The organism is Arenibacter algicola (assembly GCF_000733925.1).
Lineage (GTDB): Bacteria > Bacteroidota > Bacteroidia > Flavobacteriales > Flavobacteriaceae > Arenibacter > Arenibacter algicola.
Genome location: NZ_JPOO01000003.1, coordinates 2,030,811 through 2,045,269 on the forward strand (window position 1 = coordinate 2,030,811; position 14,459 = coordinate 2,045,269).

General features: G+C 40.8%; 11 protein-coding genes. 3 read left to right on the plus strand and 8 right to left on the minus strand.

All coding sequences use genetic code 11. The annotated features are described in order from the left end of the window. Window positions 1–130 precede the first annotated feature (130 nt). The 5 genes from U735_RS0119255 to U735_RS0119275 form a co-directional block, all read right to left on the minus strand. Window positions 131–1,585, minus strand: coding sequence for a TolC family protein (locus tag U735_RS0119255; protein ID WP_031445372.1), 1,455 nt, complete (start codon window positions 1,583–1,585; stop codon window positions 131–133). Continuing rightward, entirely contained in the window at window positions 1,575–4,820 is a 3,246-nt protein-coding gene (locus U735_RS0119260; RefSeq protein WP_031445373.1) for an efflux RND transporter permease subunit, read from the minus strand. The genes U735_RS0119255 and U735_RS0119260 overlap by 11 nt, the downstream gene beginning before the upstream one ends. 127 nt (window positions 4,821–4,947) lie before the next feature. Continuing rightward, a complete protein-coding gene (locus U735_RS0119265) occupies window positions 4,948–6,030 on the minus strand; it encodes an efflux RND transporter periplasmic adaptor subunit (protein WP_031445374.1) in 1,083 nt (360 codons plus the stop codon). Window positions 6,031–6,186: 156 nt separating this feature from the next. Continuing rightward, on the minus strand, window positions 6,187–6,624 hold the full coding sequence (locus tag U735_RS0119270) for a hypothetical protein (protein ID WP_031445375.1): 438 nt from the start codon (window positions 6,622–6,624) through the stop codon (window positions 6,187–6,189). Window positions 6,625–6,830: 206 nt separating this feature from the next. After that, a complete protein-coding gene (locus U735_RS0119275) occupies window positions 6,831–7,679 on the minus strand; it encodes a ThuA domain-containing protein (RefSeq protein ID WP_031445376.1) in 849 nt (282 codons plus the stop codon). Window positions 7,680–7,904: 225 nt separating this feature from the next. Between U735_RS0119275 and U735_RS0119285 the strand changes: the two genes are divergently transcribed. Next, window positions 7,905–9,782 carry a sulfatase family protein gene (locus tag U735_RS0119285; protein ID WP_034248614.1) on the plus strand — a complete coding sequence of 626 codons (1,878 nt, stop codon included), beginning with the start codon at window positions 7,905–7,907 and terminating at the stop codon, window positions 9,780–9,782. Window positions 9,783–9,834: 52 nt separating this feature from the next. Here the strand turns inward: U735_RS0119285 and U735_RS0119290 are convergent, their stop codons facing one another. Next, complete coding sequence (locus U735_RS0119290) at window positions 9,835–11,184, minus strand: hypothetical protein (RefSeq protein ID WP_146032824.1); 1,350 nt, start codon at window positions 11,182–11,184, stop codon at window positions 9,835–9,837. A 299-nt stretch (window positions 11,185–11,483) separates the two neighbouring features. Between U735_RS0119290 and U735_RS0119295 the strand changes: the two genes are divergently transcribed. After that, on the plus strand, window positions 11,484–12,437 hold the full coding sequence (locus tag U735_RS0119295) for an NAD-dependent epimerase/dehydratase family protein (protein WP_031445380.1): 954 nt from the start codon (window positions 11,484–11,486) through the stop codon (window positions 12,435–12,437). Between the two features lie 141 nt (window positions 12,438–12,578). Here U735_RS0119295 and U735_RS0119300 read toward each other — a convergent pair whose 3' ends face one another. Then, entirely contained in the window at window positions 12,579–13,148 is a 570-nt protein-coding gene (locus U735_RS0119300; protein WP_031445381.1) for a c-type cytochrome, read from the minus strand. Window positions 13,149–13,381: 233 nt separating this feature from the next. Here U735_RS0119300 and U735_RS0119305 point away from each other — a divergent pair, with 233 nt between their 5' ends. Next, window positions 13,382–13,819, plus strand: coding sequence for a VOC family protein (locus U735_RS0119305; protein WP_031445382.1), 438 nt, complete (start codon window positions 13,382–13,384; stop codon window positions 13,817–13,819). Between the two features lie 80 nt (window positions 13,820–13,899). On the opposite strand, the gene ppnP is transcribed toward U735_RS0119305, so the two are convergent. Then, complete coding sequence (ppnP, locus tag U735_RS0119310) at window positions 13,900–14,181, minus strand: pyrimidine/purine nucleoside phosphorylase (protein ID WP_031445383.1); 282 nt, start codon at window positions 14,179–14,181, stop codon at window positions 13,900–13,902. Window positions 14,182–14,459 lie beyond the last annotated feature (278 nt).

The following is a 14,459-nucleotide window of genomic DNA, read 5'->3' on the forward strand; positions in this document are numbered from 1 at the left end:
TCTAAAAAGTATTTCAACCCCTCCATAATTAGCGTATTTGAGAATAGTTCTCCGTTACCTACCCGAATAAAAAAGAGGCTGTCTTGACTTTTTAGACAGCCTCTTTCTTTTAGAGATAGACCATTTGGTTTTATCTATCCCAACCTCCTCCCAAGGCCCTATACATGCCTACCTTGGCCAACATTTGGTCCTTTTTGGTCTCTACAAGTTCCTCACTGGATTCGAGGGCATCCCGCTGGGTCAAAAGTACCTCCATATAGTCTGCCCTGGCCGACTGAAAAAGTCGAATGGAAATATCGATAGACTCCGTAAGTGCTTGAACCTGCCCTACTTTTAAGTCATAGCTCTTGTTAAGATTATCAATATTGGACAGTTGATTGGCTACCTCGATATACGCATTTAAAATAGCCTTTTCATACTCATACACTGCCTGTATTTGCCTAGCGTTGGCATTGCCATAGGCTGCCTTAATTGCATTTCTATTGATTAAAGGAGCCACTACATCCCCCACTACGTTATACAACAAAGATTGTGGTGTACTAGTCAAAAATTTCGGTTTAAAGGCCTCCAATCCAACACCTGCCTTTATCCCTAAGGAAGGGTAGAAATTGGCCTTGGCCACTTTAACATCCAACTTAGCTGCAGCCAGTTCATATTCTGCCTGCCTTATATCCGGTCGGTTCTGCAACAATTGGGATGGTATGCCAGGATTAACGGCAGCAATCTCTTTATCTACAAAACCTTCGGAATTCCTCAAAATAGGCTGTGGCGACCTACCGATTAAAAAATTAATCTTATTCTCAGTCTCTACGATCTGCTGTTGTATGCCGTATTTTTGACTTTGATTCTTTAGCACCTCTGCCTCAAACCTTCGTACGGCCAACTCCGTTGCCCTCGCCGCTGTTTTCTGAAGCTTCACCATGGCAAGGGCATTTGTTTGAATGGCCAAGTTTTCTTCAACAATAGCCAATCGACTGTCCAAAGCCACTAGCTCGTAATAGGAAGCGGCTACTTCGGAAACCAGGTTGGTCACCATAAAATTCTTTCCCTCAATAGAGGAGAGATATTCGAAAACAGCAGCTTTTTTAGCGTTTCTCAGCTTTTTCCAAACATCCACCTCCCAAGAAGCGTAAGCACCGACCATAAAATTTGATAGAGGTTCTGGAAACTCCTCCCCCTCCTTAATTTCAAGTTGCTCCTCTACAGCACCATTTCTAGTATAAGCACCCACTTTTTCAACTTCAGCTCCGGCCTGAATATTCACAGAGGGCAGATATTCCCCTTTTCTGATCCTGACCTCATTTTTAGCAATCTCTACCTGTTGAAGCATTATATTCAGCTCCTGATTTTTCATCAAGGCTGTATCTATCAGCGCGCTTAGATGGGGGTCCGAAAAAAAATCCTTCCATTGGATACTTGCACTGTTCAGGCTATCTTCCAATTGATTTTGATACCTCTCCGGCACATCTGAATTCTCTTCCAACATCGTTTTTGATGGTACACAGGAATACAATGTTATAACGGCGAGTATATTTAGCCCGCACACCCCGATCTTTTTTATGGATAATATTCTCCTATTTTTCATCCTCTTGTCCTTTGGTTAGTTTTTTCAAAAGTTTAGTAATCTCCCTTATTTTGGCCCTAGTCCTACTTTCTCCCTCACTGGTACGCATTAATTCTTCGGAAAAAGGTTCACTGGCCTCATCTTTGATCAGATTCCTTCCTTCTGCCATACTGCCAAAAATGTAATAAAGTCCTGGTATAACCAACACCCCGAATAGTGTACCTATGAGCATTCCGCCCAAGGCCGACCCACCGATGGTCCTGTTTCCAATGGCTCCAGCTCCGGTAGCAACGACCAAGGGAATCAAACCAGCAATAAACGCGAATGACGTCATTAAAATGGGCCTAAAACGGGCGCGGGAACCTTCTATGGCCGCTTCAAGAATACTGGCACCCTGCCTATGTTTTTGCACGGCAAACTCAACTATAAGCACCGCGTTCTTGCCCAATAGACCCACTAACATAATTACCCCTATCTGGGCATAGACATCATTGGCCAAGCCCATCATTCGCAATAACGCAAATGAACCAAAAACACCGACAGGCAACGATAGAATAACGGCAAAAGGCAATAGAAAGCTCTCATATTGAGCCGCTAGCACGAAATACACAAATATCAATACAATGATAAAAATGTATAGGGATTCATTTCCTCTTTTGGCCTCATCGAACGAAAGCCCTTCCCAAGCAATGTCATAGCCCCTGGGCAGGGTTTGGGCGGCGACCTCTTTTATGGCATTGATAGCGTTCCCAGTAGTATATCCGGGCGCAGGAAGCCCATTGATCGTGGCCGAATTATACAAATTGTAGCGCGTAATCTCATTGGGGCCCAAACGTTTTTCCATGGTCATAAAGGCAGAATAAGGTACCATTTCCCCTTCTTCATTTTTTACGAACAATTTTTCCAAATCAGATGGAAGTGCCCTATACTCAGGGGCCGACTGGGTGTAGACCTTAAAGAACCTTCCGAACAGTATAAAGCCCTGTTCATAGGTACTTCCGATCAAAATATTCAGGTTTTCCATGGCCTTACCTATAGAAACCCCTTTTTGCATAGCAATCTTATTATTGATTTTAAGTTCGTATTGGGGATAGTTGGCCGAGAAAAAAGAGAACAATCCTGTTAATTCTTCCCTTTTGGCCAAAGCGTCCATAAAATCATCATTTATCTTTCCAAAACCATGATAATCCGTGGAATTGGTCTTATCCAATAAACGCATGGAAAATCCGCCCGAAGAGCCAAAGCCGGGTACCGCTGGCGGCTCAAAATATTCAATCCTAGCACCAAGATTTTGGGTTTCCTCTTCCAATTCCTCCATGATTTCATGTACGGAATGATGGCGCTCGGACCATGGTTTTAAATTGATGAGACAGGTACCGGCATTGGATCCCCTACCCTCCGTCATAATCTCATAACCCGCCAAAGAGGAAACAGATTCCACCCCGTCCATTTCTTCACAGATCTGCTGCAATTTACGGGCAACATCATTGGTCCTTTCCAAAGTGGCTCCTGGTGGCGTCTGTATAATGGCATAAATCATCCCTTGATCTTCATTGGGAATAAATCCTGCTGGCAGCGATTCGTTCGTAAAAAATATCCCCGCGCAAAAGGCTAACAAAATTCCAAATGTGACGATCCTTCTGGTTACGATTTTATCCAATAGTTTTACATAGGTTCCCGTAAGACGTTCAAAGCCCTTATTAAACCATGCAATAAACTTATCCACGGGCGATTTCCTCTTGGGTTTCCCATGATTGTTTTTTAACATTATAGCACATAATACTGGGGTAAGGGTAAGGGCCACAACCGCCGATATTACAATGGATCCGGCCATAGTAATGGAAAACTGTCTGTAAAACACCCCTACGGGACCGGTCATAAAGGAAATGGGGATAAATACGGACACCATAACTAAGGTAATGGCGATAATAGCTCCACCAATCTCACTCAACACCTCTGTGGATGCCTTATAAGGGCTTAGATTCTGCTCCTCCATTTTAACATGTACCGCCTCGACCACAACGATGGCATTATCAACAACGATACCAATGGCCAGTACCAAAGCAAATAAGGTAATAAGGTTAATGGACAGCCCGAATAGCTGCATTACAAAAAAAGCACCAATCAATGATACCGGCACCGCGATGATAGGGATCAGAGTAGAACGCCAATCGCCCAAGAAAAGGAAAACAACTATGGCAACCAAAATAAAAGCATCGCGAAGCGTATGGAGTACCTGTTCGATTGAGGCATCCAAGAAGTTGGCAACATCATAGCTGATCTTATAGTCCAATCCGGGAGGAAGGTCTTCTTTAAGCTCCAGTAATTTTGATTTAACCTCGTCAATAACATCCTTTCCATTGCTGCCCAAAGTCTGTTTTAAGATAATGGATGCTGATGGGCGACCATCCAAATTGGAATAAATATCGAAGAATTCGCTACCAAGTTCCACATCGGCCAAATCACCCAAGGTAATGGTCTCCCCCTCCGCATTAGCACGAACTATAATATCCTTGTATTGTTCCGGTTGATTGTATCGCCCTACGTAGGTAAGGACATATTCCAAAGACTGGGATTTAATTCCGGAACTTTGCCCGATCCTTCCTGGCCTGGCAATTATGCTCTGGTCCTGCATGGCCTCCATGATTTCTTCGGCAGATACATTGTAGGCACGCATACGATCCGGTTTTAACCACACCCGCATGGCGTACTTTCTACTACCCAATATCTGCGCACTGGCAATACCGTTGATACGTTGTATTTCGGGTATAATTTTAGTATAGGCATAATTGTAAAGAAACTTTTCATCGTTATGCTCGTCTTCGGCAAACAGGTTTACGTACATCAACATACTGGGTTGTACGGGGGTTATAATCACCCCTTCCTTTTGCACCAATTCGGGTAGGTTCGGCATTACCTGATCCACCCTTGTCTTTACCATTACTACCGCCGTATTGGGGTCGGTTCCGGGTTCAAAAATAACACGAAGTGTACCTTCCCCCGCACTAGTGGCATCCGATGCCAGATAGCGCATGCCCTGAACACCGTTAATGGCCGTTTCTAATGGAATAAGCGTTGAATTTACCAATACATCTGCGCTTGCACCTGGATACGCTATAAATATATTAACGGTAGTAGGTGCTATTTCGGGGAATTGGGAAATAGGTAATTGTTTAATGGCCAAAAGGCCGGTAAAAACTATCATGACTGATATGACTATGGCCAATACCGGTCTTTTTATAAATTTTTTAAACATTTTTTGTGAAATTAGGTTAGGTATAAAAATTAATTACCGAAGGGGTTTTTCTTGTCCTCCTTGCCCTTGGATGGGATAAAGACCTATACTTTGTGCAATTAATCTTTAAGTTTCCTATAGGTTATAATTACTCGGCGTAAAGTGATAAGTTGTTTATAACCGATTTTGGTTCAATAAATTCGGTTTCTACATGGTCCCCGTCCTTTACCATACGAATGCCGTCAAGAATTATTCTATCTTTCTCAGAAAGTCCCTTTTCAATGATAAAAAGATTAGGTAGTTCTCCGGCGATAGCTATTTCCTTCTGTTTTACTACTGCCTTATCATCAACTACAAAAACATATTTTTTATCCAAAACCTCAAAGGTGGCCTTTTGCGGAATAATAAGCGCGTTGGTATGGGGTACCTGCATAATTATGCTACCTGTTTCCCCATGGCGTAAAATACCCTCGGGATTGTCAAAAGTTGCCCTAAAAGCAATGTTACCGGTCTCATGGCTAAACTCTCCTTCAATGGTTTCAACAATACCAGTCTGATTAAAGCGTTTATTGTTGGCCATTAAAAGTGCCACCTCTTTTTTACTATTTCGATCAACACTGGTAATGTAATCCAAATACTCTGCCTCGGGCACATTGAAATAAACCCACATTTTACTATTGTCCGATAGGGTAGTCAACAATTCCCCTTCATCCAAAAGACTGCCTTCCCTAACATGCAAGTGATCCATAATACCATCAAACGGAGCTTTAATATTAGTGAACCCTAGATGGGTCTCCGCAAGCATAACTTCTGCTTTGGCCTTTTCAAAATTAGCCTTTGCCATGGCCAGCTCATTTGCAGAAACTACATTGCCATCGGCCAATAATTTAGTATTCTCATATTCAATTTCGGCCACCCGAGCTTCCGCCGTGGCCTTTTGAAATTCCGCCTCATATACATTGGGCATAATATGGAACATTTGTTGACCCTTTTTTACGGATTGACCTTCATCAACCGAGATTTCCTGTAAATAGCCCTTTTCCAGTGCACGGACCTCAATATTTCGAATGCTATGTATTTGGCAGACATAGTCTTTTACAACCGCGGTATCTTTTTTTATTGGACTGGTCACGAGATATTTGGTTTCCTCTCGTTTTTCATGTTTTTCGGAGTTACAGCTTAATTGGCTCAGTAGTAAACACACGCCAATAATCATGGGGGATTTCCTCATAATCTTAATTTTTTAAAATGAATAATTGGTTTTTTAGCAAATAAAATGCCCAGTAAGTCCTTCTAAAATAGCTTCGGGCTTACTCAATTTTGATTAAGAACAGTACTTAAAAAAAAGGGGGGACAGCCCCAATAGAATTAGGTACTGTCAGATTTCCTAAATTCTGAAAACTTGGAATCTAATGTACCGCTTATAAGGAGTAGTAAAAGCGTGGGTGTCAATGTAAGCGAGGTCATTTTCCAGATTGGAAGACAAATACTCCCATATTTGGGCATAAAAAATGGCAGTTGCTAGACCACCATAAATTAAATTTGTTTCCGGAGATAAAACAATTTCATCGCTCTCCTCCTCCTCTTCCTCGAAATCCGCAACTTCCGCCACAAGTAGCTTTTGAACTTCAAGTACAGAAGTATCCGCAAAAACAACAGGGGCCAATTCTTCCTCAAACTCACAGGGAAAGCTTTCGGAAGCTGCTAAATTTAAAATTGAAAAATAACGATCAACTTCAAAATTTGTATGGGCATAAATAGTGTTGAATCCATTTATTAAAAGGATACAGGGAAGTAGAATATATTTTTGTAATGCCCGATTCATACGGGAATCAAAACTAGAACTTGAATTTAACACTCACAAGTGGTAGTTGTTAAAATTAAAACGAGACACATTATTTTTATGAAAAACGAAGGCCTTTCATCTTGAAAATCAATTAATACTAATTTCAGATTCCAACTTTTAACAATTAATCATAATAATCTATCAAAAGCCTACTTATCCAATCCAATAACCCAAAAACAGTATTATCACTCTTTTTTCACTGCCCATTTTATTCCTTCTATAAGATGCTGACGTCCAAAATCAGTATTTAATGAACGTATATCGTGCCCCAACTCAGTATAGAAAAATCTTCCTCCGCCCCAAACCCTGGTCCATGCTATAGGATGATCTTTTCCCATGGCCACGCCTCCTCTAGTCTTGAAGTACTCCCTAACTGGTTCGTAAGTTGACTCGTCTACCCGGAGTAACACCTGAACACCCGGCATACCGGTAACAGACTGGGTATGGTTGGTCCAATCCGCCTCGTACCAAAACTCTTTGCCCATCCCCTTAACTGCAGGATGATCCATAGCTTTTGAATCGACCACCACTTTCGCTTTTAGGAATTCAGAATCACTATTAAAATCACAACCGCCCAATTCCATTATCCAGGGCCAATTTTCCTGATGCACCAACAATGCATGTAAACCAACAATTGCTCCTCCGTCTTTATACCATTCCTCTATGGCATTGCGTTGATCTTCATTGAAAACTTTGTCCAGTACATTTGCATTGTTAAACAGCAATACATCATAATAGCTCAGCTTTTCCTTGGATATATCATTTCCAGTTTCACTTACATCTATCTGCATATTGTGTTCGGCACCGAGCCTTACGATCCACCCATTTACAATGGGAATGTCAGGATGACGGAACCAACCTGTACCAGAAAAAAGTAAAACCTTTAATGTTGTTCCCTCTCCCATGGCATTGCGTTCATGCATTTTCTTTTGATGGTCAACATCAAAATGCTCTTGCGCAAACAATTGAAAGGTTGACAAAAAGATTAACCATAAAAAGATGGTTGAAACAATATGGGTTCTTTCGCTTTTCATAATTCTTTTGATGTAAGCAGATGTTTACTTAACATCTGTTTCAATAAAAATAAGTGTTTTAAATAAGATATTACTTATGATTTCTAAAGATAAAAATACTTCATTCATAGACCTTAAAACTGCTAAAAAAAAACAATACGGATATAGAAGATTTGCTATATTGGGAACTTTAACAACAATCAAGTACCAAAAATAACCTGCCATAAACTCAAACCGTACAACCTAATGTTTAAAATTAATCATAGCATAATTCTCAACACTTGTGCAATCCTTTTTTGCACCATCACTATCATAAGTTGCCAAACAACACCGAAAGAGGAGCTGCCCCCCAATATTGTATGGATCACTTCTGAGGATAATTCCAAACACTATCTAAAGCTTTTTGACGAGAATGGTATTGCCACCCCGAATATTGAATCCTTGGCAGAACATGGCCTGATATTTAATCGTGCATTTTCCAATGCCCCGGTCTGCAGTGTTGCTCGGTCCGCGATTATATCCGGTTGCTACGGACCGCGTATAGGAGCTCAATTTCATAGAAAGATCGCTACTGTCCCCATGCCCGATTCACTAAAAATGTTTCCTGCCTATCTAAGGGAGGCAGGTTATTACACTACCAATAATAGCAAGGAAGATTATAATATATACAAAACCGAAGGAGTTTGGGACGAGTCTTCAAAGAAGGCAAGTTGGAGAAACAGGGGTGAAAATCAACCTTTTTTCCATGTTTTTAATATTGGGGTCTCTCATGAATCCAGTATGCACTTTTCCGCCGAAGACATGGAAACCAACACTCCTGAAACGGATCAAAACTCTTTTGAAATTCAACCCAACCACCCCAATACTGATTTATTTAAATACACCAATGCCCTATACCGCGACAAAATTAGGGAAATGGACCGCCAGGTTGGGGAAATAATCAAGGAACTAAAGGAAGATGGCCGCTTGGATGATACCTTCATTTTTTACTATGGGGACCATGGAGGTGTACTACCGGGAAGCAAGGGTTACCTCTATGAAACGGGACTCCATGTTCCCATGGTAGTCCACGTTCCCGAAAAATACAAACACCTTGTAAATAGTCCTGTTGGCAGCTCCGTAAACGGTTTTGTAAGCTTTATTGATTTGGCACCAACAGTATTAAACCTTGCAGGCATTGATATCCCGAAAGAAATAGATGGAAAGGCCTTTTTAGGCAAGGATATAAATGCTGAAGAGTTAAACTCACGGGATGAGACCTATAGTTATGCAGATAGGTTCGACGAAAAATATGATATGGTAAGGGCCGTACGAAAAGGGAAGTATAAATATATTAGAAACTATCAGCCCTTTAATTTTGATGGCTTAATGAACAATTATCGTTACAAGCAATTGGCTTACCAAGAATGGCAGTCTTTGTATGACAAGGGAGAGCTCAACGAAATACAGTCGGCCTTTTTTGAAAACCGTTCGCCAGAAATGCTTTTTGATATTGATACCGACCCCTATGAAACCAAAAATCTGGCCAATGATCCAGAACATAAGGCTACACTATTGGACCTTCGAAACAGACTCAACACATGGTTAAAAGGAATGCCAGATCTTTCTTTCTACCCTGAACACCATCTGATCGGCGAGGCGTTTAACAACCCGGTGGCCTTTGGACAAAAACACAAAAAGGAAATTGAAAAATATATGGAAATTGCCGATCTAGGCCTTTTGAACTTTAGGGAGGCAGAAAACTCTTTAACCCAAGCCTTGGATTCATCCGATCCCTGGGAAAGATATTGGGCCATTATTGTCTGTAGTACATTTGGGGAACGGGCTATTGGTATGGAGGCAACAATAAAGGAAATCTCTACCATAGACTCGGAACTCATCAACAAGGTGCGTGCTGCCGAATTCCTGGGTATCGTAAAGAAATTGGACCCATCCTTGGTAATGACAAATGCTTTGTACGCTTCAGAAAAACCAAGTGAAGCCCTACTGATCTTAAATTCGATCGTGTTGATGACATCGAGCAATTACAACTATAATTTTGATATTGAGCGCGATAAGATGTCCAAAGTGGTTACCGAGGATCCTGAGGTTATGCGTAGATTGGAATTCCTAATCGTCCAATAGAAATATCAATTGATTTTGTTGACTTGGTTAAATTAATAAAAAAGAGGCATTATCACGGTTTTACAATATTTCCAAATGCCGCCAAAGGACAACTTACGGTAGTCATATACAAAGGATTTTGTGTGTGTCCTGAAGGATGAAAACATTCATAGGGAGCTCCGTATTCCGGGCCCTTTCTAAAATCGTTCTGACGTAGATCATCTATGTACTCCTTGGCCAATTGCTGGGCAAGTCTAAAATTGGTTTTGGCTATGGCATAACAAACCCATCCTGTGGGAGTGCCCCAATAGGCCCCATTCTGGTAAGTGTTTTTCTTTACCATTGAATATTCCCAGGCTGTGGAATCACTATAGTCATCCGTAGTCAAAATATGTCTAATATTGCCATTATAGGACAAGTGGCCATTTTCATAGGCTTGGGATAAGAATCGGCTTGTTTTTTCCGTTTCCTCTTGGCTCAAGATATCGTAATATAGGGCCAAGGCCGTAGACCATACGTCAGGCTGATTTCCTTTTCCTGTTGACGCTTTTAGCATACCCCTTTCATCCATAAACAATAGCGGTATTGCCTCTTTGATCTTCCCGGCGATTAATTGATATTTATCCGCTTTTTGTTGGTTGTTCAGTTTTTCAAACAATTCGGAAAGCTCCAAGGCCGCCTTAAATTTCAATATGGACGGATAACAAAGATCGCCCGTAATGGTCATAACATCCCTAAACCCAAAATCGATGCCCCTAAAGTTGTCAGTGGTGGTAACAATATGATCTTCCAATCTCGATGGTGGCACATTAAATGCAATTTCGAGTCGGTCCATAAGGCTCATTCCATTTATTTTCTGTTCTAAAATGGTTAATTCCGACGTGGTTTTAATAAAGTAAAAGGCCATATGCACAAAGAAAAACTGATCGCCATAGGGTGGGGTCCTACCAAACTCTGGAGTGCCCTGTTCTTCAAAACTATAGGTACCCGGAAAATATATGGGCAGTCCGTCGTCCATACGGATATGATCTGCTATGGCGCCAAAGGGAATTAAAGCCCCATTTTTGGTAATCCATGTCCTATCCGCTTGGGTAGACGCTGTTAACAGTAAGATATGTCTTTGTTCCTCCCTAGAAATAAATCCAGACTCCAAAGACATGGCATAATCCCTGATCCAGAAGGCCGGATAACTCCCCCTACCTCCTGGCTTAACAAGTATTCCCCCTGTATTGTTATTGCCCATTTGATCCGCAACCCGTTCTCCGGGGTAAATGCGGGAACTATCAATAATGGTTTCGGTTAGTGTTTTTAAAAATTCTAAATCCCCATCATTCAAAATAGCGTCCTTGGGCGTAACCATGGATTGTCCATGTCCAAGTAATATTATTGTTAGGAATAATAAGGGGAAAACTGTGCGCTTCATATGATTTGTTAGAGTATTTAAATTAAATTCCATTGACCCCTGAATTACAAGGATCAAACTCCAAATAGAAATTATATTCCCAAAACTTATTAGGGATTGTATCACACTAAAAATAAGCCAACTAAAATTTATTATCTTAACCTAAGAAAAGGGAATTTTCCTAAATTTAACCAAACAATTTTTATCCGTGTGCAAATCTTGGAGAACAAGCGTCACCAAGCTGCCCCGCTAAATTTATTTAGGCAACAGATAATGACGATATTCTGGGTTTGGCACATATCAAACAAAAAAGAATAAGCATGCAGACTATATTGGGTGCCGGAGGACCAATAGGTATTGAACTGGCCAAAGCACTAACAGCATATACCAGCAAAATAAGGTTGGTAAACAGAAATCCCGTAAAGGTAAATGAAACCGATCAGCTATTAGCTGCAGACCTTTCGGACAGAAAAAAAGTCTTTGAAGCCGTCCAAGGTTCTTCCGTTGTTTATGTCACGGTCGGATTTCCTTATAATCTTAAAATTTGGCAGCAAAACTGGCCAAAATTCATTAAAAATGTCATCGACGCCTGTATAGAAAACAACAGTAAATTGGTGTTTTTTGACAATATCTACATGTACGATGCCAATTTTTTGGATGGAATGGATGAGGAGACACCAATAAATCCTTCTAGCAAGAAAGGCAAAGTACGTGCAGAAATTGCTGCCATGATCATGGACAAAGTCAAAGAAGGTCAACTAGAAGCTTTGATTGCCCGTTCAGCGGATTTTTATGGCCCCAGTATCAAAAATTCCAGTATGTTGACGGAGACCGTATTTAAACCCTTAAGTACAGGTAAAAAAGCCAATTGGATGGCTTCCTTAAACCACAAACATTCCTTTACATACACGCCTGACGCGGGCAAGGCCACTGCCCTTCTGGGAAATTCAGCGGAGGCCTACAATAAGGTTTGGCATTTACCCACCGCAAAGAATCCGTATACAGGAAAAGAGTGGATAACAGCCATTGCAAATGAAATGGGGGTAAAGCCCCGATTTCAGGTTGCCAGTAGCTTAATTGTAAAGATACTAGGGATTTTTATGCCCATAATGAGGGAAATGCCCGAGATGATGTATCAATACGACAGGGACTACGTTTTTAATTCGGATAAATTCAATAGCCATTTTGAATTTAAAACAACTAGCTATTTGGAAGGCATCAAAGCAATTGTAAAATCTGATTATAAAAAAGAACCTGTAAAAAATGATTCCTGATTTTATGCTTTTTATCAAGTTTGGGTGAAGAATAATTACGGTGCCATTCACTTGTATGTTTGGCTCTCAATTTTTTAACAATTGTAGAATGGCACCGTTGCAATCCAAAATAATCCTTAAAATTTATGGTTGAAAAATTGTCTATATTCCGGGCAAGATTGCCTGTGGCACTATATTCTTAACGGGCTTTATGCTTTTTAAATAGGCGTATATAGCCTTTAGATCCTCATCTGGCAATTTCGAATATCCTTCCCATGGCATTGGGGGCAATAGTGACCTACTATTGTCCAGTCCTTTGTATTTCCCCTCTTTTATGGACTTTACAAATTGCTCCTCGGACCAAAACCCTATACCCGTAGCATCCGGGGTTAAATTACCGGCAAAGGAGGTGCCCCAAGGTCCAATTGCTGCAGTTCCGTTCATATTGAAAAGCACGTATCCCCCTACCGACTGGGGATCATATTCAGGCAAAGTTTCATTGGAATCATGTCCAGACAGCAATCTGTTGGGATCCGGTACAGGACCCCTTGGGGTCATAACTTTTGGGGAGTGGCAATCGTTGCACCCTAAGGTAGCCACCAAAAACTCCCCGCGTTCTATCCTATCGGCGGCGCTGGGCAGATCTGCTTTTGCCAATTCCTTTTGTTTGGGAGAGTTGCAAGCGATTGCCATTATACCAAGAACGACAAACGCAAAAATTGTTTTTTTCATGAACTTTTAATTTTGATTTTACATTAAGGATATTTGGGCATTTAGTTTTTAATCCGACGCCCATATAAACATGGTACAGAGATTTAAATACACTTGACAAAGGAATAAAGAAAGTGTGATGCCGACAATCACATATTTATGTGAAAATTAATAGCCAAAAACCAAAGAAGGAAAACTCCGAAGAAGTACAACAATAAAATTGCTATCTTACCATATTGAACAAACCTCTATCAATGAGCCGTAATATCCCACTTCTCCAAGACAATTTTAACGGGCTACAGCACCTTGGTGTGCCCGTTTCAAATCTTGAGGCTTCCATAGCGTTTTATAGATCGCTAGGATTTAAAAGAATTATGGCCTCACAAGTAGATGTGCCTGAAGAAAATGACACCATACTCGTAGCCATGATGGAACAAAAGGGAGTAATTATTGAACTATATCAGGTGACCAGGAAGGAGATGGACGAACTTAGATCGAGGAAAGATGGCCATGTAGACCATATTGCCTTTGATGTGGCCGATGTGGACAAGGCTTTTCACGAACTAAAGGAAGCCGGTTTTACCATGGTAGAGGAGAAACCCGTTTTCCTGGACTTTTGGGAAAAGGGCTGCAAATATTTCGCAATAAGGGGTTTGGATGGGGAAAAACTGGAATTCAACCAGATTATGTGAAACTTCTTTACTCTCCGAATTTATTTGAGTGAAACGCCCTTAAAAATAGGAACCAAAAATTCCTAATTGGAAATATTAGTCTACTCGTATTGACATAGATAGGAAGTTTGACCTACCGATTTCACTTTAAAAGAAGTATTTGCCGCTACTTTAAAAGAAGTGCCCGACTTAAAGGATTTCCATTCCGTTTCATTTGGCAGTAGGGCTATTAGTTCCCCTTCTACTACAATCATATTTTCTTTTGCGGAAGTGCCAAATTCATATTCGCCGGGCTCCATTACCCCTATGGTAGATTTTCCTGTAGCGGAGGTGTACCCTAACGATTTTACCGTTCCTTCAAAATATTCGTTGCTCGAGATCATATACTTTCTTTTTATCAAATAGGTCGCAAAGATAAAGAAAGGAAGTTCAGAATAGCAATATCCTCTATTTTTTAAACCTGCCAAGCCACTACTTTGGGGTATATAATTTCAATCCTTAAAAATACTACTCATAATTAGAACCTTATTATTGACAGGCATAGCAAGGGCCGTTTTTTAGATTTTTCAGATACAAAATACTGTTTGCCAATTGATTATTAGTTTATACAGAGCTTACAGAAAGTAGGCGCAAAAATTTAAACACTGGCGTAACAACACAA